14 protein-coding genes and 1 tRNA gene are annotated in these 19,366 nt (G+C 51.0%); 1 reads left to right on the forward strand and 14 read right to left on the reverse strand.

Features of this window, described 5'->3' with window-relative positions:
- Nucleotides 1-619: 619 nt before the first annotated feature.
- From C5O23_RS05060 to C5O23_RS05070, 3 genes are all read right to left on the reverse strand, one after another.
- Nucleotides 620-704 (reverse strand) — tRNA-Ser (locus C5O23_RS05060).
- 159 nt (nt 705-863) lie between these two features.
- Nucleotides 864-2,168, reverse strand: coding sequence for a M16 family metallopeptidase (locus C5O23_RS05065; RefSeq protein WP_107031866.1), 1,305 nt, complete (start codon nt 2,166-2,168; stop codon nt 864-866).
- A 30-nt stretch (nt 2,169-2,198) separates the two neighbouring features.
- Nucleotides 2,199-3,023 carry a C40 family peptidase gene (locus tag C5O23_RS05070; RefSeq protein ID WP_107031867.1) on the reverse strand — a complete coding sequence of 275 codons (825 nt, stop codon included), beginning with the start codon at nt 3,021-3,023 and terminating at the stop codon, nt 2,199-2,201.
- Between the two features lie 244 nt (nt 3,024-3,267).
- On the opposite strand from C5O23_RS05070, the gene C5O23_RS05075 reads away from it, so the two are divergent.
- A complete protein-coding gene (locus C5O23_RS05075) occupies nt 3,268-4,812 on the forward strand; it encodes a Do family serine endopeptidase (RefSeq protein ID WP_107031868.1) in 1,545 nt (514 codons plus the stop codon).
- Nucleotides 4,813-4,961: 149 nt separating this feature from the next.
- Here C5O23_RS05075 and C5O23_RS05080 read toward each other — a convergent pair whose 3' ends face one another.
- The 11 genes from C5O23_RS05080 to C5O23_RS05130 all read right to left on the reverse strand — a co-directional run bounded on the left by C5O23_RS05080 (nt 4,962) and on the right by C5O23_RS05130 (nt 19,346).
- Complete coding sequence (locus tag C5O23_RS05080) at nt 4,962-5,336, reverse strand: RidA family protein (RefSeq protein WP_107031869.1); 375 nt, start codon at nt 5,334-5,336, stop codon at nt 4,962-4,964.
- Between the two features lie 59 nt (nt 5,337-5,395).
- The gene (locus C5O23_RS05085) at nt 5,396-6,793 is read right to left on the reverse strand and encodes a YihY/virulence factor BrkB family protein (protein WP_107031870.1); all 1,398 of its coding nucleotides are present in this window, start codon (nt 6,791-6,793) and stop codon (nt 5,396-5,398) included.
- 92 nt (nt 6,794-6,885) lie between these two features.
- The gene (locus C5O23_RS05090; protein WP_107031871.1) at nt 6,886-7,752 is read right to left on the reverse strand and encodes an outer membrane protein assembly factor BamD; all 867 of its coding nucleotides are present in this window, start codon (nt 7,750-7,752) and stop codon (nt 6,886-6,888) included.
- Nucleotides 7,733-9,943, reverse strand: coding sequence for a RelA/SpoT family protein (locus C5O23_RS05095; RefSeq protein ID WP_107031872.1), 2,211 nt, complete (start codon nt 9,941-9,943; stop codon nt 7,733-7,735). Before C5O23_RS05095 ends, C5O23_RS05090 begins: the two co-directional genes overlap by 20 nt.
- A gap of 62 nt (nt 9,944-10,005) precedes the next feature.
- Nucleotides 10,006-11,316 (reverse strand): UDP-N-acetylglucosamine 1-carboxyvinyltransferase, encoded by a 1,311-nt coding sequence (murA, locus tag C5O23_RS05100; RefSeq protein ID WP_107031873.1) that lies wholly within the window; start codon nt 11,314-11,316, stop codon nt 10,006-10,008.
- 68 nt (nt 11,317-11,384) lie between these two features.
- Nucleotides 11,385-12,410: a UDP-N-acetylmuramate dehydrogenase gene (murB, locus tag C5O23_RS05105; RefSeq protein ID WP_161553553.1), complete on the reverse strand. Its 1,026-nt coding sequence runs from the start codon at nt 12,408-12,410 to the stop codon at nt 11,385-11,387.
- Between the two features lie 113 nt (nt 12,411-12,523).
- Nucleotides 12,524-13,858, reverse strand: coding sequence for a sensor histidine kinase (locus C5O23_RS05110; RefSeq protein WP_107031875.1), 1,335 nt, complete (start codon nt 13,856-13,858; stop codon nt 12,524-12,526).
- Between the two features lie 16 nt (nt 13,859-13,874).
- The gene (locus C5O23_RS05115) at nt 13,875-15,212 is read right to left on the reverse strand and encodes a sigma-54-dependent transcriptional regulator (RefSeq protein WP_107031876.1); all 1,338 of its coding nucleotides are present in this window, start codon (nt 15,210-15,212) and stop codon (nt 13,875-13,877) included.
- A 22-nt stretch (nt 15,213-15,234) separates the two neighbouring features.
- Entirely contained in the window at nt 15,235-16,683 is a 1,449-nt protein-coding gene (locus C5O23_RS05120; protein WP_240597691.1) for a TolC family protein, read from the reverse strand.
- A gap of 97 nt (nt 16,684-16,780) precedes the next feature.
- Nucleotides 16,781-18,034 carry an ABC transporter permease gene (locus C5O23_RS05125; protein WP_107031878.1) on the reverse strand — a complete coding sequence of 418 codons (1,254 nt, stop codon included), beginning with the start codon at nt 18,032-18,034 and terminating at the stop codon, nt 16,781-16,783.
- A 22-nt stretch (nt 18,035-18,056) separates the two neighbouring features.
- The gene (locus tag C5O23_RS05130) at nt 18,057-19,346 is read right to left on the reverse strand and encodes an ABC transporter permease (RefSeq protein ID WP_107031879.1); all 1,290 of its coding nucleotides are present in this window, start codon (nt 19,344-19,346) and stop codon (nt 18,057-18,059) included.
- Nucleotides 19,347-19,366 lie beyond the last annotated feature (20 nt).

Genomic DNA, 19,366 nt, shown 5'->3' on the forward strand with positions numbered 1-19,366 from the left:
TGTCAGATACATAATTCTTTGGTTTTGTTTCTGGTTATTCATTTATTTAAACAATCACCAAAGCATAAATGCCTGAAATATTGACTGATGCTTATTTATTATTCACATTTGTTTTTAAACAAGCTCTAAAAATGGGTGATTCTGTTGAATTTTGTTTTAATCTAAACAATTATAATACGGAAAAACGGACAATAAGATTGGAATACGGAATCTATTATCGGAAAATGAATGGAGAGATGACGAGGAAAGTCTATAAAATCAGTGAGAAGGAATACAAAGGAAACTCCATTACGGAAGTCAATAGGAAACATTCGTTTCGCCCCATAACGACAAGAACTTTTTATCCCGGCATTCATCAGATTGCTGTTATATTCAATGGATGTGAATCGGGAAAATGTGAATTTGAACTTGTTGAATGACAGTTTTTAATAGTTGAGATTAATCCGTAAATTCCCCGTTATATCCAAGAAAAAACAAGTGGTTTGCACGTTAAAAGGGAGGTTTTCCACTTACCTTCCCATACTATCAATCTTAAAGAATACAAAAACACCCAATTTTACATTCTTGGGTGTAAAATTGGGTGTTTGCTTTGCAATTTGCTGATTTTCAGCGTTTATTGCGGAGAGAGAGGGATTCGAACCCCCGGAGGTGTGACCCTCAACGGTTTTCAAGACCGCCGCAATCGACCACTCTGCCATCTCTCCAAATTTGTAACACTTAAGAACTTTAGATCATTTCTCTTAATGCTCTGTTGAGCAGCTCTCTTGATTACGGGTGCAAAGTTAAGGAGTTTTGTTGAACTGTGCAAATTTTTCGAAAACTTTTTTGCACGTTTTTGCAAAATAGTTGTTGCGAAAATTTCTTTATAGACCGGCTACTGCGGTTATTCTCTTGGAAACATTGAAGTTATCGGCTGTGGTTGAGGCAAGCAGTTCTGCGGCTTCTTTTGATGAAGTATTTGCCGGATCGAGCCTTCTGGCGAAGTTTTCCTGGATTTCGAAGTAGTCATCGGGTGTCGAGGCATAAAGTTTTGTCTTGAAAAAATCCATCCGGCTGAATGGTGTGTCAAGAGTTGCGGCAAGCCCTGAGAGTAGAAAACGGGACAGACGCATGAGTTCGTCTTCGGTATAGGATGCCGGGTCTTTCATCCGCTCGATTTCTTCGAGAATGAGTCTGCGCACGTCTTTTACGGAATCGCAGGCGGTCTGGGTTGCCACGCTTATGAAACTGCGCTCAGGATAGCCGAAAAGTGAGGCGGAGATGCCATATGTCAGACCGCGGGCTTCGCGTATGTTGAGCATCAGGCGGCTTCCAAAATATCCGCCAAGGGCTGTGACGGCGCATCGCAGTGGCACGAAACTGCTGTCAAGCCTTCCTGGAGCCGGGATCATCATATTCACGGCGCTCTGTTGGGATCCTGGAAGTTCGACGAGTACTTCGCGTGGACTTTCTGCTGGCGGGGCGAAACTGAGTGATGACATGCCAAAGCTTGTGCCTGAGGCGATGCGCGAGAATGTATCGGTAACGAGTGCCTCTATCCGTGGTGTGATATTACCTGAAAGGAATACATGGATGTCATTGGACGACAGGCGTGAGTAGTGGAATTCGCGGAGCTGGTCAGGGGTCAGACTGAGGATCTGTTCTGCAGATTCAGAGCGGGCGAGGGGGGAACTTGCGCCATAGGCCAGTGGCCGTATGGCTTCGTCTGCGAGAAATGACACCTTGCGGCGTTCGATGTCGATCCTTGCGGCCCTTCTGCGCAGAATGCCGTTGGTAGCCTCTGCCGGGAATATGGGATGGAATACTATGTCGATCAACAGAGGAAGCAGTTCTGCAAATTTGTCGTTGAGGCTGGAGAGGGTGATCGAGGTGTGGTGAGTCGAAACAGAAGTTCCGGTCCACGCGCCGGCATATTCCAGCCGGGCTGCGATGTCTGCTCCGCTGTAATGATTGGTCCCTTCGGCGAGAAGTGACGCAGTGCAGGATGCCAGGCCTGCCACAGGCTCTTCGGCTCCTCCTCCGGGCAGTGCGATGGTGAGACGGTTGACATCGGCCTCGCTTCCGGTTTCTATATATATATGTATGCCGTTATGCAGGCGGATTACACGGGGGGACGTCAGATGCAGTGGTCCGAAATTGTGGACCTGAGGGGCGATTGTTCTGTTCATATAATATATAGGTGTGGCGGAGGAGGTGGCTTATCGGTTGAAAATAGAGTCGAGTTTTTGCTCTATCAGGGTATTAAGCACTTTCTTTCGGGCTTCTTCCGGAGTCGGTTCGGCTGTTTTGGGAGTGCCGGTAGCGGCAGGGGTGACCTTGCGCGTAGGCAGCGAAGTCACGGGTGACAGAGTGAAGGGTTCTTCTGCCGCTGCCTCGTTGCGTTTCTCGACAGTTACCGCACCGGAGTTTTTTGATGGCTGCTGAGCCGGGCTTGGCTTCGGAGTGTTTGAGGCTATCATGTCTCGGTATTTCTCCACATACCCGGCTCCGGCAAAGGTCCGCTTGAAATAGTCGGCATTGATATCGCTGACTATTACGCCTTTTGATGACGATGAATGGATCATCATACCGTCACCCACATATATCCCCACGTGAGATATTTTTTTCCCTCCGCCTCCTGCGGTGTCAAAAAAAATGAGGTCTCCGGGCATAAGCATGGCTTTCGACAGCGGTTTACAGAAGTCGGCCTGAGCTGCGGAGTTGCGTGGCAGTTTGAGCTGAAGAGCGCTGCGGTAAACGTTGAGCACCAGCCCGGAGCAGTCCACTCCGTTGCGATCTTCTCCACCATATCTATATGGTGTCCCGATCCAACGTTTGGCTTCTGTCAGCAACGCATGTGACTGAGGTGCCAGTGACGCAGGTATGTCGAATGTCTTTTTGTCAGGACGAGAGCCCCTGGTGCCGGCAGGTGTGGTCTTGTATACCGTAGCATTTGACGAACGCGATGTTCCGCACGATACAAACAGCATCGAGCAGGCTATTGAAGCGGAGACGAGGATTGAAATGGATAAACGTGACATCATGACGCAAATTTAGTCATTTTTTGTGACAGTAAGCCGCCAAATGACAGTTACAAATATCGGGCGGAGTGGTAAATATATCTTAAAAACGTAAATTTTCTGCTTAAATTATTTTAAACCTGTCAGTAATTGGCCTCAAGCGATGTAACAACGCACACTTTTTGCCGTCTAATAGTCAGAAATGACATTCATCAGAATTCACATCGTACAAAAAAACAGAGTAAGCACAAAAATTATAGTAAAGCAAATGAAATCAAGCAGCAAAATCATTATGCTCGCTGCCGCGACAGCGGTAGTCAGTTCGGCCATCACAGCCTATGCGATGAAACAGGTGCTTTTCCCCGCGGAGGAAGCGCAGAGTTTCAATGAACTTTTTGCAGGCTCTGCCCAGGCTCAGGGGCAGGTAACAAGAGTTTCTCAGCTTCCGGCCAACACATCAGACTTCACCAAGGCTGCCGAAAGCACCATCAACGGTGTTGTCTCTATAAAGAGCTATGCCACTCCGCGCGGCTATTCACGTCAGCAGCAGGGAGGCGGATTTTTCGATGATCCGTTTTTCGAATATTTCTTCGGCTCTCCGGGCGGGGGCCGTCGCAGCCAACCTCAGCAGGAGCAGCCTAAACAGCAGCCCCTCGGACTTGGATCTGGTGTGATCATCAGTTCTGACGGTTATATAGTCACTAATAATCATGTGATTGACGAGGCCGAGCGCCTGGAGGTTACTCTTAATGACAACCGCACATTCGATGCCACTGTTGTGGGTTCCGACCCGACTACAGACCTCGCTCTGATCAAGATCGACACCAAAGACCTGCCTGTGATCCCGATGGGCGACAGCGAGGCTCTCAAAGTAGGAGAGTGGGTGCTTGCCGTAGGTAATCCATTCGGCTTCACATCAACTGTCACAGCAGGCATTGTGTCAGCCAAAGGGCGCAGCATCGGTAGCGGAGGCCACGGACGGATGAACATCGAATCGTATATCCAGACAGATGCGGCTGTCAACTCCGGAAATTCAGGTGGTGCGCTTGTCAATCTTGCCGGAGAGCTCATAGGCATCAACACAGCGATCTATAGCCAGACCGGAAGCTATGCCGGCTATTCGTTTGCCATCCCGACCTCGATTGTCAAAAAAATTGTCAGTGACCTGAAGCAGTTCGGCACTGTGCAGCGTGCGGTTCTCGGAGTCTCGATCTCAGAACTCACCAATGAGATTGCAAAAGAGCATGGCATCACCGCTGTGACCAAGGGTGTCTATGTCGGAGAGATCAGTGACCGCAGTTCTGCCAAAGAAGCCGGTCTGCAGAAAAATGACGTTATCATAAGCATCAACGATATACCTACCGACAACGTGGCCCAGCTTCAGGAACAGGTAGCCAAATACCGTCCCGGCGACAAGATCAAGGTCACTTATGTCAGAGACAACAAGACCAACTCGGTCAACGTACAGCTCCGCAACCTGCAGGGCACAACTCAGGTGACCAAGGCGGCTGACATCATGGACCTCGGATGTGCCTTCAAGAAAGTTGATGAGTCCACACTTCGTCAGCTTGGTCTCAGCAACGGTGTGCAGGTGACCGGCCTCTCAAAAGGCCGCTTCCATGACGCCGGTGTCAAGGAGGGCTTCATCATCACCTCGATCAACAATTCTCGCATAAGCACTCCTGAAGATGCCGAGAAAATGTATAAGGCAATTATGAAAGGCAACGGCGATGAGAAGGTCATGATCCTGCGTGGTGTCTATCCCACCGGAAAGCGCGGCATCTATGCCGTCGACCTTTCAGGCACCGAATAAATTCTGGATAATAACACAGATATAGATTAAATAGAATACGGACAGATCCCGGATTCACAGAATGTGAATTTATGGATTTGTCCGTATTGTTTTTTGCCCTGTCAGGACTTCATGGTGACCGACAGGAGCAGCCTCTTTAAAAGCGGAGATCAGAGAGCCGCGATGACTTCGATTTCAACGAGAACCTGCTTGGGAAGTTCGCGCACGGCTACAGCCGAGCGGGCAGGGAAAGGCTCGTTGAAATTCTGGGCGTAAACCTCGTTCATTTCTCCGAAAAGGCTCATGTCGGCAAGGAATACGGTTGTCTTTACGACATTGTCGATGCTTGCACCGGCGGCAGCAAGGATGGCCTTGACATTTGCGAGCGACTGGGCGGTCTGAGCCTTGATGCCTTCGGGCACTGTGCCGGTGGCGGGATCAACAGGAATCTGGCCTGAGCAGAAGAGCAGGTTGCCAGCCTTGATAGCCTGGCTGTAGGGACCGATAGCTCCGGGAGCCGCAGTTGTTGCAATGACTTCTTTCATGATTGGTAGTTAAATTTTGTGGTTAATGAAATTTGATATGAGGGAGATGTTGATATTTCCTATTTTATATTGTTGACCTGTATGTCGGCCAGACGAATGTCACCGGCTTCATTTTCGATCTGAGCGGAGAGTTTATCAAGAATGCCGGTCAGCAATCTGAAGTTTTGATCGAATTCAGGAATGAAGTCCGATTCTCCATGATTGTCAAGGACCTCAAGCACATGGCCGAGAGTGTAATGCTCCGGGCTAGTGGCTGGTATGAGGGGCGGATCGGTTTCATCCGGACTCCCGTCAGCTACCGCGAGTTTTACAATCAGGTTACACTCAATAAGTTTGTTGACAACCAGACCAGTGAGTTTCGGAGGAATAAGGAATTGAGCCGATAGCTCCGAAATATTGTAAGGCTTTTCCTGTTTGCAGAAGCGTTTTAGAATCACAGAAAGCATGGCGATTGACACCTTGCGGTGATAACCGGAAGATATGGAATCGGTCTGTTTTTCGAAAGAAAACATATTGATGTTCTGTGATGAGCAGCAGACGAGCGCTCCGGCCAAGGTGATCAGCCATGACAGCTGCATCCATATCAGCATGAGCGGAAGGAAAGAAAAACTGCCGTAAATAGCATTGTACTTGGCCACATAGACTTGCCCGGTAACGAAAAGCCATTGCAGGATCTGGAATGCTGTTCCGGCGAGGACTCCTGCAATAAGAGCGTTTTGAAAACGGACTTTTGTGTTGGGGATCAACATGTAGGCACCGGCAAAAAACAGCCATGACAAAGCCACCGACGCAAGGTCGAGAAGATCGCCGAGGAATGGCGTGATGTCTGCAAACGGCAGGAGTTTCTGGATGGTGGTCGACATGAAAATCTGTAGGCCGCTTGAGCAGATCATCAATACCGGCAGTATGATGAAAATAGCAAGATAGTCAGTCACTTTGCGGGCAAGCGGGCGGTCTGCAGTAATCCCCCAGATATTATTGAATGATTCTTCAACACTGTCAAGCAGTGAAATCAAGGTCCATAGCAGGAAGATGATGCCGACACCGACAAAGATGCCTTCCGAAGCCTGTGCGAGACAGGAGTCAACGAAAGAGAAGGCCATTTCGAGAGCCTTGCGTTGTGACGGAAGGTACTGATAAACCTGATTTTGCAACAAATTTTGAAATCCGAAACCGCGTCCGATGGCAAAAAGCAGTGCGAGCGCCGGCACAATCGCAAGCAAAGTGCGATATGTCATCGCACAGGCTTTTGACTGCAGATCGGCACTCATGAACGTCCTGATTGTCAGATTCAGAGTCTTGACAATCCGGATTTTAAGCGTGTCGCGCTTGTCTTCCCATACGCCTTTCGAACAATACTCCCAAATGTCCAGAGCCTTGTTTTTCAGACGCTCGAAAAGCGATTGCGGCTTATTGCTGTCAGCGGATATGTCTTTCTTTTTCTTTGTGAATATCATCTTGTTTTCAATAATGTGTGTTTGTGCAGTATGATTAAGAGTCTGTCTGTTGCCGGGCAAAAGGATCTACAGACATAAGGTTGTGGAGCCAATTATTTTGTGCTGTCTTTCTCCACAAATGTGCGTGACGCCTGACTGCGGGCAATGTCAACTGTCCGGCTCAGGCGCTCTTTTTCAAGCGATGCCACTTTGAAGCGGCGTATAGTGGCTGCATAGTCATAAGCCAACGCTATCTCGCGAGCTTCTTTGGACGGGAGGGTCATTGAATATGAGGAGGCGCCGTTGAACGTGAGTTTTATATCGCGATCGGTATTCTCACTGATGAATTTGCCCACTGAATCGCACTCTACCCCCATGAAGGTGATGACCTCTGCTCCCATAGAGCGGTCGTTGCGTTCGCCGTCATGGCTGACTACAGATGTGCTTGCTTCGCGGCCGCCGGCGCTCACGGTGACGGAAGTGCTTTTCACACTCTTGGCTTTCAGAGAGGATATAAGATAGAAATTGCCCTCAGGACTCACGCGGCCCTGCAGACCGTTGGTGCCTATGAATCTGGCAGGATCAGCGCTTGATGCCACATAATATCCTTCAATCGGATTTTTTATGTACTTCATCTGGCGCTGTAGCGAATCACCCAGTGCGCCTAAAACTGCGGTGAGCGAGTCGGCCTCCTGGAGTTTCATCACGCTCAGCCCTTCAGTGGCTCTTGTGGCCAGATGTAGAGCTTCGCGACGCACATCGATTTCGCGCGGATAACGGCTCTTAAGCGTGTCGATAAGCGCCATGACTTTCGAATAGTCACGGGCTTCATAGGCAGATTGGGCCTCATCAAGGAGGGCGTTGGCCTTTTCTGTGTCGCCTGATCCTGAACATGATGCTGCGATTGACAGCAGCAGGCACATTGAAGTGAGTTTTATAGTGCGTCCTAACAGTCTGCGGTCAGTTACTGCGTTGTACATCTTTTATTCCTTTTATGGTTTTGATTTTTTTGATTATATTGTTAAGAGCGTCCGTGTCACTGATCCCTATGACAAGGAAGCCTGAGAAAATGCCGTCAGAGGAGTCGATCGAGATGTTGCGCAGAGTGACGTCCTTCTCCTTGTTTATTATAGAGGTGATATTTGTGACGATGGTGATGTCATCGTTGCCTACAATCTTGAGTGTGGCGGCGAAATGGCTGCCGACCTTGCCTGACCAGCGGGTGCGGATCACGCGGTAGGGATATTTGTAGCGTATATGTTCGGCATTCGGACAGTCGTTGCGGTGGATCTTTATGACCCCTTCGGCCGAGACGAATCCGAACACATCGTCGCCGAAAATCGGATTGCAGCAACGTGAGAGCTTGTAGTTGATCCCCTTGATGTTGTCACCGATGATCAGAATGTCGTCTGACGCCGATTCCTGGCGGTGATCGCCGTTGTCAAGAAGTTCGAACTCTTCAGCGCTACGGCGTTCGCTTTCAGCTTTGCGGTCGGCATTCTCGATGAGCTCATACTGTGTGATCACGTCATTCACATCGATGATTTCATCGGAAATCGCCTTGTAGAAATCGGTGACAGTTCGGTAGCCCATCTTCTTGATGGTGCGCATCAGATAGCCCTCTTCCAGTTCTATCTTGCGGTTTTTGCACCGGCGCTGCAGAAGTTCCTTGCCGAGTTCGGCCGAACGGTTGGCGCGCTCGTTGAGCGTCTGTTTGATCTTGTTGCGGGCCTTGGATGTCACCACAAAACTGAGCCAGTCCTGCTTGGGGATCTGTCCGGGAGCAGTGGTTATCTCCACGGTGTCGCCGGAATGGAGCTTGTGGTTCAGCTTGCGGTTGCGCCCGTTGACTTTGCCTCCTACGCAGGTGCAGCCAAGTTTGGAATGGATGTTGAACGCAAAGTCAAGCACTGTCGCACCGAGAGGCAGGCGGTAGAGGTCGCCCCTTGGAGTAAAGACGAAGACTTCTTTGTCATAGAGATCCATCTTGAAGTTTTTCATCAGCTCCATAGGACCGTCGGCAGTCTCAAGGATGTCTCGGATATTGTTCATCCATGAGTCGAGATCGCCTTCGCTCTTTATACCCTTGTATTTCCAATGGGCGGCAAGGCCCTTTTCAGCCACAAGGTCCATGCGCCGGGTGCGGATCTGAACTTCCACCCATTTGTTGTCAGGACCTTTGACCGTTGTATGGAGCGATTCATAGCCGTTGCTCTTCGGAATTGACAGCCAGTCTTTCATTCTGGCCGGATTCGGAGTGTACATGTCGGTGACGATCGAGTAAACATTCCAGCAGTCGGCCTTTTCCCGGTCAAGAGGCACGTCAAGAATGATTCTGATGGCAAAGAGGTCATATATGCCTGAAAGTTCCACCTGCTGTTTGCGCAACTTATTCCAGATGGAATAGATTGACTTGGTGCGTCCTTTGATCTCATATTTCAGACCTGTGGTGTCGAGTTTGGCTTTAAGCGGGGCTATGAAGTCGGCTATGTATGCGTCGCGGGCCACCTTGGTCTCGTTGAGCTCGGCCGCAATCTTGCTATAGGTCTCGCGGGCTGTATATTTCAGCGACATGTCTTCAAGATCGCTTTTGATCTTGTAGAGGCCGAGACGGTGGGCGAGCGGAGCATAGAGATAATTGGCCTCGAAAGCGGTGTCGGCCACAAATTTTTCATCAGGATGATGGTTGATGGTGCGCATGAGAATCAGGCGTTCCACAATCATTATGATGATAACTCGAATGTCTTCCGCGAATGTCATCAGCAGTCTTCGGAAGTTGTCGGTTTTCACCACACCCTGTTTGCCGTAGAGGGTTGAAACCTTTATCAGACCTCCGACCATATGCTCTACATCCTCACCCCATAGTTTGCGTATCTGATCCTGAGAGAAGGCATCTTCCATGCAGAGCCCGTAGGTCATCGTGGCGATGATCATGTTGCGGTCAGGCGACACCATCTGGCAGAGGGCTATCGCGGTGCGCATCGAGTGGAGCACCCGGTTGATCCCGTGGCGGTCAACCGGCGATTTCTCTCCCGAATAGGCTCTGGCCACGGCATCCTTGACCGTAGCGAAATCTTTAGGTGACGCCACTTCAGCCGCCTCGCGCAGAAGAGTTCTGGCGAGGGCTTTCAGCTCGGTGGTTTCAGCGGATGTAAATATCGGTTTTTCCATTGTGTAAGTGAGGTTGGAGGGGGGGAGTTACGATGTCTCTGGCCTGAAAACAGCAGATGTGATCAGTCGCGGCGGTGAATGCAGGCTCCGATTGAATTGAGTCGCGTGTCGATTGCCTGGTAACCGCGGTCAATCTGGTCGATGTTGTCAATTCTTGAAACTCCGCGGGCGCTCATGGCGGCGATGAGCATTGCGATGCCGGCGCGGATGTCAGGCGAGTGCATTTTGTTGGCCCGCAGCGGAACCTTGTGGTCAAGTCCTATGACCACCGCTCTATGTGGGTCGCAGAGCATTATCTGCGCACCCATGTCAATCAGACGGTCAACGAAGAAGAGGCGGCTTTCAAACATCTTCTGATGTATCAGAACACTGCCGCGGCATTGTGTAGCGGTGACGAGCATGACTGAAAGGAGGTCCGGGGTGAGTCCGGGCCAGGGAGCATCTGCTATTGTCGGGATCGAGCCGTCGAGATTGGTCTCGATTTCGTATGATTCCTGTGAAGGGATAAAGATATCGTCGCCGCGGCGTTCAAGGTTGATTCCGAGGCGGCGGAATGAGTCGGGAATGATTCCGAGGTTGTCGTAGCTGACATCCTTGATGGTGAGTTCGCTGCGGGTGATAGCAGCCATGCCGATGAAACTGCCCACTTCGATCATGTCAGGCAGAATCGTGTGATCGGCTCCGGATAGCTTATCTACGCCGGTGATACTTAGAAGATTCGATCCGATACCATCTATCTTCACGCCCATTTTGACGAGCATTTTGCAAAGCTGCTGCACGTAAGGCTCGCAGGCCGCATTGTAGATAGTGGTTGTGCCCTTGGCAAGAGCGGCTGCCATTACGATGTTGGCGGTACCGGTGACAGACGCTTCGTCAAGAAGCATGTAGCAGCCTTTGAGACCTCCGACAGAAACCAGATAATAAGCCTGACGGTCCTCATTGTATGCTATCATGGCTCCAAGTTTCGACAAGCCGGTGATATGTGTGTCGACTCTGCGGCGGCCAATCTTGTCGCCTCCCGGTTTGGCGAAGTATGCCTGGCCGAGTCGGGCGAGCAGAGGTCCTACCACGAGAACTGAGCCGCGGAGTGAGGCACAGCGTGCCACGAAATCAGCGCTTGAAATATAATCCTCGTCAAGATCGTCAGCCTGAAAACGATATGTGTCCTCGCTAAGTCTGTCTACTTTCACTCTCATGGCTTTCAGGAGATTGATGAGATTGATTACATCGAGGATATTGGGCACGTTGTGGATGGTGACAGGCTCCGAGGTGAGCAGTGTGGCGCTGATTACTTCCAGAGCTTCGTTTTTGGCTCCCTGTGGCTTTATGGAGCCGCTGAGTCTGTGGCCTCCCTCTATTATATAGGTGCTCATAATTGTTATGCAGGTTTTAGTTGGTGAGACAGTTGAAAAGTGATGTTAAAATAAGAATGCCTGATCCTCTAAATATGTTCAACCTCAGGGGTCAGCTTTATGCCGAAGCGTTGTTTCACGGAGTCGATGATCCGTGTTTCAAGACTGATTACTTCTTCAGGACTTGCCTGCCGGTCTGGATTTACAATGACCAGCGGTTGCAGATGCCACACACCTATGTTGCCGTCGCGGTAGCCTTTCCATCCGCAACGGTCTATCAGCCACGCGGCCGGAATCTTGTAGCCGTCGCTGACTTTATAGTGAGGTGGTTCTGCCGGTGCTTCCTTGGCGCGGATTTCGGCGAAAAGCTCTTCGCTTATCACCGGATTTTTGAAGAAACTTCCCGCGCTTGGAACTTTGACCGGATCGGGCAGCTTTGAATTGCGGATCTCAATAATGGCCTTGCGGATGTCTGACGGCGAAAGTGTTGATTCATCGAATCCTTCAAAGTGGCTTTTGAGAGCCGGATATGAAAGATCGGGGGCGGGAATGGGGGAGAGTCTGTAGTCTACGGCATGGATTATATAGCGCTTCTTGAAATCGGCCTGCTTGAAAACGGAATCACGGTAGGCATAGTGGCACTCATCGGTGGTGAATGTGACAAACTCTTCCTCTACTTCGTCATATGCATGTACAGCCACAATGCTGTCAGCTGCTTCGGCTCCATAGGCTCCGACATTCTGCACGGCCGAGGCTCCGACTTCGCCAGGGATGCCTGAGAGATTCTCGATTCCCCAGAGTCCGCGCCGGCAGGCCCATAGAATCAGTTCATCCATAGTTTCGCCTGCGCCCGCTCTGACTATCACTTCTTCTGCAGTTTCAGACAGTATCTCAATTCCCTTTATGGCGCTGTGGAGTATTATGCCGGGAAAATCACCGGTGAAAAGCAGGTTGCTGCCCGCTCCGATATGGAATTTCTCTACGCCTTTTCTGATCGACGATATGATGAACGGAATGTCATCAGCTTTGGTATATTCCATAAACTCACTGCATTTCACATTCATTGCGAACGTGTTGTGTGCAGTCAGATTGTAATTGTCAAGAGTTCTGATCATGTCGGATGAATTGTTTGTGACGTGAGCGCGACGGAGCCGATAGGACATCGGGCTGAATTCATCCACAAAAATAACAAAAATTTTTGCAGCAAGCTTCTTTGACAGCTAAAAATTCACTTCCTGAAAGCGGGAACGGCAGATTTGTGGTCCGGAAAGCTGATTGAAAAACGTGTCAGTCCGTCCTGACCGGTAGCGAGTGAGAATTTGCATGAGTGCTTGTGGAGCACTTCGCTGACAAAAAGCAAGCCTATGCCGTGGCCGTTGACCTTCGTGGAGAAGAAGGGACTGAAGAGTTTTTTTGCCGCTTCAGGGTCAATGCCAGGACCGTTGTCAGTGACGGTCAGAGTGGCCGGCGAAGCGGATGTGGCCACGGTTATCAGTCCGCTCGAACCGATACTCTCTGCCGAGTTTTTCACGATATTGATTATTACCTGTTCCATTAGCACCGTGTCGGTCATCACGGGTATTGGCTGTGCTTCAAGCCGGAACTCAATTTTTATGCCATGTCGTCCGCAGAGGCTTTCGAGCATCACCCGCCAGCTTTCTATCAGACTGTTCAGATCAGTCGGCTTGAGGCTGGCTTCAGGGATTTTCACCACATCGGCAAAAGCGGTTATAAATTTGCTCATAGACTGGCAGCGGGCCTCGCATACGCTGACCACTTCGCCCAGATCTGCATAATCATCGCTGCTGTCACTTAGCATAAGCCGTGCGGTCGACAGCATGGAATTGACTCCGGCCATCGAATTGTTGACTTCATGCGCTATGACCCTGATCACCTTTTCGTAGCTCTTTTTTTCGGCGATCATCACCTCTTCGGTCAGTTTCTCTATAAGAAGGAAGGGGTGGGGATAGCCTTGATCCATGAATGACAGACGCGAACAGCGATAGATCATCGAGTCGTTCAGCCGCTCGGTGACGGTCTGTCCCTGACTGAGGCCGGAGAGCACTGCCGCAAGCTGGGAATCGAGGCTATCTACAGTCAGACCCTCCAGGGCCGAACTGTCGGCAAAGCCGAGAAATGCAGCAGCGGCTTTATTGGCTGTCTTGATACGGTCGGCGTCTGACAGAATCAGAATTCCCATCGGGGAGACGTCTACAAGCAGATCAAGAAAATGGTTCTGCTCGCGCAGCCTGAGCCGTTCCTCTTTGAGCGCCACCATCATGCCGTTGAACATGTCGACTATCTTGTCAGCTTCATGCTGATTGACGTGAGAGAGACGGCTGCTGAAATCCTGTTCGCGCAGCAGGTCAATGCCGTTTGTGATGCTGCGGATCGGTTTCATCACACTGCGGTAGAACACAATCAGCAGTATGATGGCGAGCACACAGGCTGACTGGGTGATATACAGCTCTGTCCCGGCTTCGGATACAGGCAGCAGCAGGGAGCTGACAAGTGATGCTCCGAGCAAAAGGATGATTATGATCAGTATCCAGCTTATTCTCATGGGTTTGTAGCGCGGGTTAATTGCCTTTTATTCCGTACTTTTCCATACGGCGGTAGAGTGACTGCCGTGTGATGCCCAGAAGAGCCGCGGCACGTGTCAGATTGCCGCCGGAGTGGGCTATGGCCTGTTCTACGCTTTCCCGTTCCTGCATCTCAAGGCTGGAACGCGTCGGACTGTCAGGCATCGGAATGGCTCCGTCATACTGACTGCGGAACTCCCTTTCGTCAAGATGGTCGCCGGGGCTGACAAGCAATGTGCGCTCTATGAAGTTTTTCAGTTCGCGGATGTTGCCCGGATAGGGGAGAGAGCAGAGAAACGCCATAGCCTCAGGAGTGATTTCGGGAATCGGCCGGCCTGTCTGCGCGCAGTGTTCACGCATGATGTGGTCGACCAGCAAAGGGATATCTTCAGTGCGGTCACGCAATGGCGGAAGCGTGACGGTGATAAGGTTAATTCGATAGAACAGGTCTTCGCGGAAAGTTTTTTTGCCTACCATTGCCGGCAGATTGGCGTTTGTGGCGCACACTACTCTGACATCGGTGTGGCGCTGACGGCTGTCACCGAGCATTTCATATGTGTGTTCCTGAAGCACCCGCAGGAGCTTCACCTGACAGTTGAGGTCAAGTTCGCCGATCTCGTCAAGGAAGATGGTGCCGCCGTCAGCCATCGCAAAACGGCCCTCCCGGTCTGCTACAGCACCGGTGAATGCACCCTTCTTATGGCCGAACATCTCGCTTTCGAAAAGTGACGATGCAATGCCGCCGAGGTTGACCTTGACCATGCTTTTGCCTTTGCGCCGGCTGTTGCGGTGGATGGCTTCGGCTATCAGTTCCTTTCCTGTGCCGTTTTCTCCCATGATGAGCACCGGTGCATCAGTCGCGGCAATTCGTTCCACTGTGTCAAGCACGTTCATCAGAGCCGGCGATCGGCCTATTATGAACGAGCGGTCAAAGCGTCCGGCGGGTAAGGGGACGTTTGTTTTCGGGCTGTTAAGTTCCAGCGCCACATTTATGCGCTGAAGCAGAGCCGAGTTGTCCCACGGCTTTGTGATGAAGTCAAAGGCACCGGCATGGATTCCCTCTACGGCAAGCGGTATGCTACCCCATGCGGTCATCAGTATCACCGGTGTGTCAGGTTGGAAAATCTTGATCTGTCTGAGCAGGGTTATGCCTTCCTCTCCGGTTGTAGCCCGTGAGAAGTTCATGTCAAGCATCACCAGCTCCGGAGTTTCGGTGCGTACGGTTTCCATAGCCTCTTTGGGAGAAGCGGCCAGAACGGTCTCGAATCCGTTGCGCGACAGCAACAGTTTCAAAGACAGGCGTACTGCGGGATCATCATCTACTATAAGAATCATGATTGCAAAATTACGATTTTTTTCAACGACGGACAATAGCTTCTATGTCAGCGTCGATGCCACGGTTGGCCGAAAAATCCCAGAGGGCCACGCTGCGGAGCTGATAATAGTAGTTCCAGTAGAGATAGAGCTGGTTGATGTATGCCTGACGGCTTTCGTCTTTGCTCACCTGCGAGTCGTTCAGGTCAAGAGTGGAAATTTTACCGATCATGAATGTCTCTACATTGGTGGCATAGCGCTGGCGGGCTATGGTGTCGGCTCTCAGAGAGATTTCGAGCTGGCGACGCTGATTGTTGAAACGCTCCACGAGGATGAAGATATTCTGGTCGAACTCCATCTGCTCTTTGCGCAGACGGCTTTGCACCACCTCGCGGTTGCTTTCGCTGACTTTGACCTTTCCGCGGCGTTTGCCCCAGTCGAGAAGAGGAATTTTGAATCCGACTTCAACCACCTGGTTGTCCTTGAGCCGGTCATATGCCTCGCCGAAGCGGTCAGACGTGCCGGTGTAGCCTATCTGGGCGTAGAGCATTATCTGGCGTTGGTCTCCTTTGGCCTTGGCCACCTGATAGTCGGCTTCGATCTGACGGCGGCGGATGTTCTGTGCGAAACTGTTGTTGGCATGTGCCTTTTCGAGCACATCGTCATAGGAGACAAGAGCCTGGGGAATTGTGTCGGGGACAATTGGTTCGAGCGTCACGTCATCCTCGATGTCAAGAAAGGCGCGGAGCTTGAACATGTTTGCCTTGTAGTCGCTTTCGCAGTCGGTTAGTGTCGAGCGGGCATTGAGCAGGTTCAGCTCAAGCTGCAGCAGGTCGTTTTTGCTGATCTGGCCCATCTCGCGCTTGGCTTTTGCCACTTCATAAAGTTTTTGTGCGTTGGCCAGATTCTGCCGGGCAATGGAAATATTTTCTTTTGACAGCAGCAGGGAGAAATAATAGTTTATGGCCGTCATGGCCACGTTTTCAGTGGCGCTGATGAAAGCCGCTTTGGCTTCGGCATAGCGCACCGGCTCGATGCGTCGGTCCCATTTGATGGTGTTGACACCGAAAATAGGCTGGGAGAGTGTGAGTGCCACCGGAATTGACATGAAGCGGTTGTAACGTGTGCCGGTCAGCTGCTTGAGATAGTCTATCGAAGTGTTTAGCGACAGAGTGCCTCCGGTAAGCCAGATGTTCTGGTCAACCGAGATCTCGCCGTTCATTTCCATATAGTTGTTGCGGACAAATGTGAACGAGCCGTCGTCGAGCTGATAGCTGCTGTAGCTTTTCCGATAGCCGGGAGCTGTGGCGCTGAAGTTGATCTCCGGCAGAAGTTCGGCACGATAGGTGCGGTATGTCCAGTAGGCGGTACGCAATTCGTTGAGTGCTACGGCGGCATCTACGCTGTGTGACCGCGCTGTCAGTATGGCTTCGTCGAGAGTGATGCGACGCACCTCCGCTGCCATGCCTGCCGGCGCGAGGCCGGCAAACATGAAGAGGAAAACCAATAATCTTAATTGCTTCATATAAATAGAAATGGAGGCGTTCAGAAATGAGTTGTGTTTATTTTGTGGATTGTGGCGATAGTTTTTATTCTTCGCCAAGAGCTTTGGCGGGAGCGGTGTTCATTGCTCTGTTGGCCGGGATGACGGTTCCGAGGAAAATCATCAGAGCCATAAGTCCCCAGGCAATGAGCAGGCAGCTGATAAAGCGAACCGGCTCGAAGTATGTGCCGTGGTAATAGGTATTCAGCTCCATCTTGGTGAGTCCCCAGTCAATGGCTGCGGCGAAGGGAGTGACAAGAAGCAATATCAGTTCTCCTTCGCTGATGACTCGGCGGAATATATCGGAGCGTGTGGCTCCGTTGGCCTTGCGGATGGCTATTTCAGGTACACGCTGTTGTGTGCGGAACCAGAAGGTGCCTAACAGTCCGAGAAAGATGTTGAGAGCGAGGAAGGCTGCGCCTATGAAATAGTTGCGCAGATCGGCATCATAGTCTCGCTGATGGATTTCACGAATATCATCGAATGACTGGACCGAAGAGATGAAATAGTTGCCTGAACGTAGCGTTGTAGGAGCGTCTTTCATCAGGTTCTCAATGAAGTTGCGGTCCATATTGTCTCTGACGCGGACCACCAGCTCATTCAGATAGATATAGTCATCGGGGCTGCAGGTAAATATCATCGAGTGGGCCATATCTTCGCTGTTGTAGTCATCATAACGAGCCGGGATAAAGGCAGCGGCAAGGACCAGTGTGTCATTGGTGGCATGGCTTGTAAATTCGTGCCCAATGAAGTCTTTCATGTGGTTGATGCCGTAGTGTGAAAAGGCATTGTCTGAGATCAGGAAGGAGCGCGGATTGTTTCTGAGAATTTCAGCAAGTTCTTCGGGACTCTCCCCGTTGGCTCCCTGGATGCGGAACACCTTGGTGAAGTCAGGCGATACGAGGCGGCGCAGGAAGTAGTAGTTGCCGGTGTTGAATGTGTCGGTCTCCATATGGTTTCCGCTGTTTGAATGGTTATAGAAATACGCATTCTGCCCCATTGCCACGCATTCTATTTCCGGACGTTTTTCCAGTAGTTCAAGCAGGCGGAGCAGATTGGCGCTGCGCTCGGCCTTACTCAGCTTGCCGGCATAGTCAGGGCTTTTGTCGTTCAGCTCACGGTATCCTATAAGATAACAGTGGTCTGTGTTAAATCCGCGCGGCGAGGTGTAGATTGATATGTTGGTGAAGATATAATCTGAGACGAACCACATCACTACGCTGACAATGAGCAGTTCGATGGCGAGCCACACATTGTTTTGCCATTCGTTGGCAGTCTGTCTGAATAATTTTCTTTTCATGATGTTATGTAGGAGAGAAGAATTAGCGTTTGCCTGTCAGGGCGTTGACGATGTTGATTCGTGAGGCGTTCAGTGCCGGGAGTCCTGCGCTGAGCAGATTGAGCAGGAAGCAGAAGAGCATTGTCCATCCGAAAGTCGACCAGTGGAACAGGATTCTGAGGCTGATGCCGGTCGATTCAATGGACGTTCCGAAGCCGGGAGCGAAGACCGTCCCTCCGAAAATCAGTCCGAAACCAAGACTCAGAAGCAGTCCGAGCATACCGGCGAAAAGCGTGATGATAAGATTCTCAAGAAAAATATCGGTCATGATTACGGAACGACGTGCTCCGAATGCCCTGCGTACCCCGATCTCTTCCGCCCGGCGGCGCAGGCGGCTGTGGGTCATGCTGCTTAGATTGACCGCCGGGACAAGAAGCAGTATAAGGTAGGTAATGATCCGCCGGCGGTAGACTCCCGACATGTCAGGGCTGACGCTGGCCCAGGGGGTGTTGGCGGTGACTTCCTGTGTGTAAGGTCTCTCACGGAGTATGAATTTCCACCCGTTGATCTTTGCCTCGTCGCCGAGTTCGGCAAAAAGTCTGTCATATTCCTTCCGGATGGCCGGGACGTCAGCTTCATCGCGTGGCAGGATTGTCACACTGAGGGGGCCCATGTAGTCACACCAGCTGAAGTCTGCCGTGCTGGTCGATGTGAACGGAATCCAGGCCTGTGCATATGAGGCGGTGGCAAGATTAGATACGTCTTTGACCACACCGGCCACACGGAAAGTGACATAATTGAGCTGAAATTCGCGTCCGGCCGCATCGCTTGTCTGGAACAGACGTCGTGCTGTTGATTCCGACAGGACAGCCACCGGCAGTCCGGCCTCGAAATCTTCCTGTGTGTAAGGCTTGCCTGATATAAAAGTAAAGTCCATTACTTTCCAGAATCCTGCGTCCGTTGACAGTTCTTCCGCACAGAACGGAGCCTGACTGGGCACGGAAAACAGGCCGGTGGAAGGGGTAACGGTATAAGCTGTCACAGCCTCAGGGATCTCCATCCGGTAAAACACTTGCTTGACCAGATTGAATCCCATGCCTCCGTTTGATGAGTTGTCAGTGCCCCATGATTCGTTTGTGATGGAGGCATATTTCTGTACCAGCCAGCGGTCGCGGTTGCTTTCCGGTGCGAACGGGGCGGTCTTGACTTCCTCGATCATGACCACAACCATGATCAGGAAGATGGCGAGAGCCGTACCTGCAAGGCTTACGGCGCTGACAACCGGCTCTTGCTTTATGGATGACCAAGCCTGTCTGAAATAATTTATTTTCATTGGATGTTGTTTTCTTTGTT

Origin of the sequence: Duncaniella muris, from assembly GCF_003024805.1 — a bacterium.
Lineage (GTDB): Bacteria > Bacteroidota > Bacteroidia > Bacteroidales > Muribaculaceae > Duncaniella > Duncaniella muris.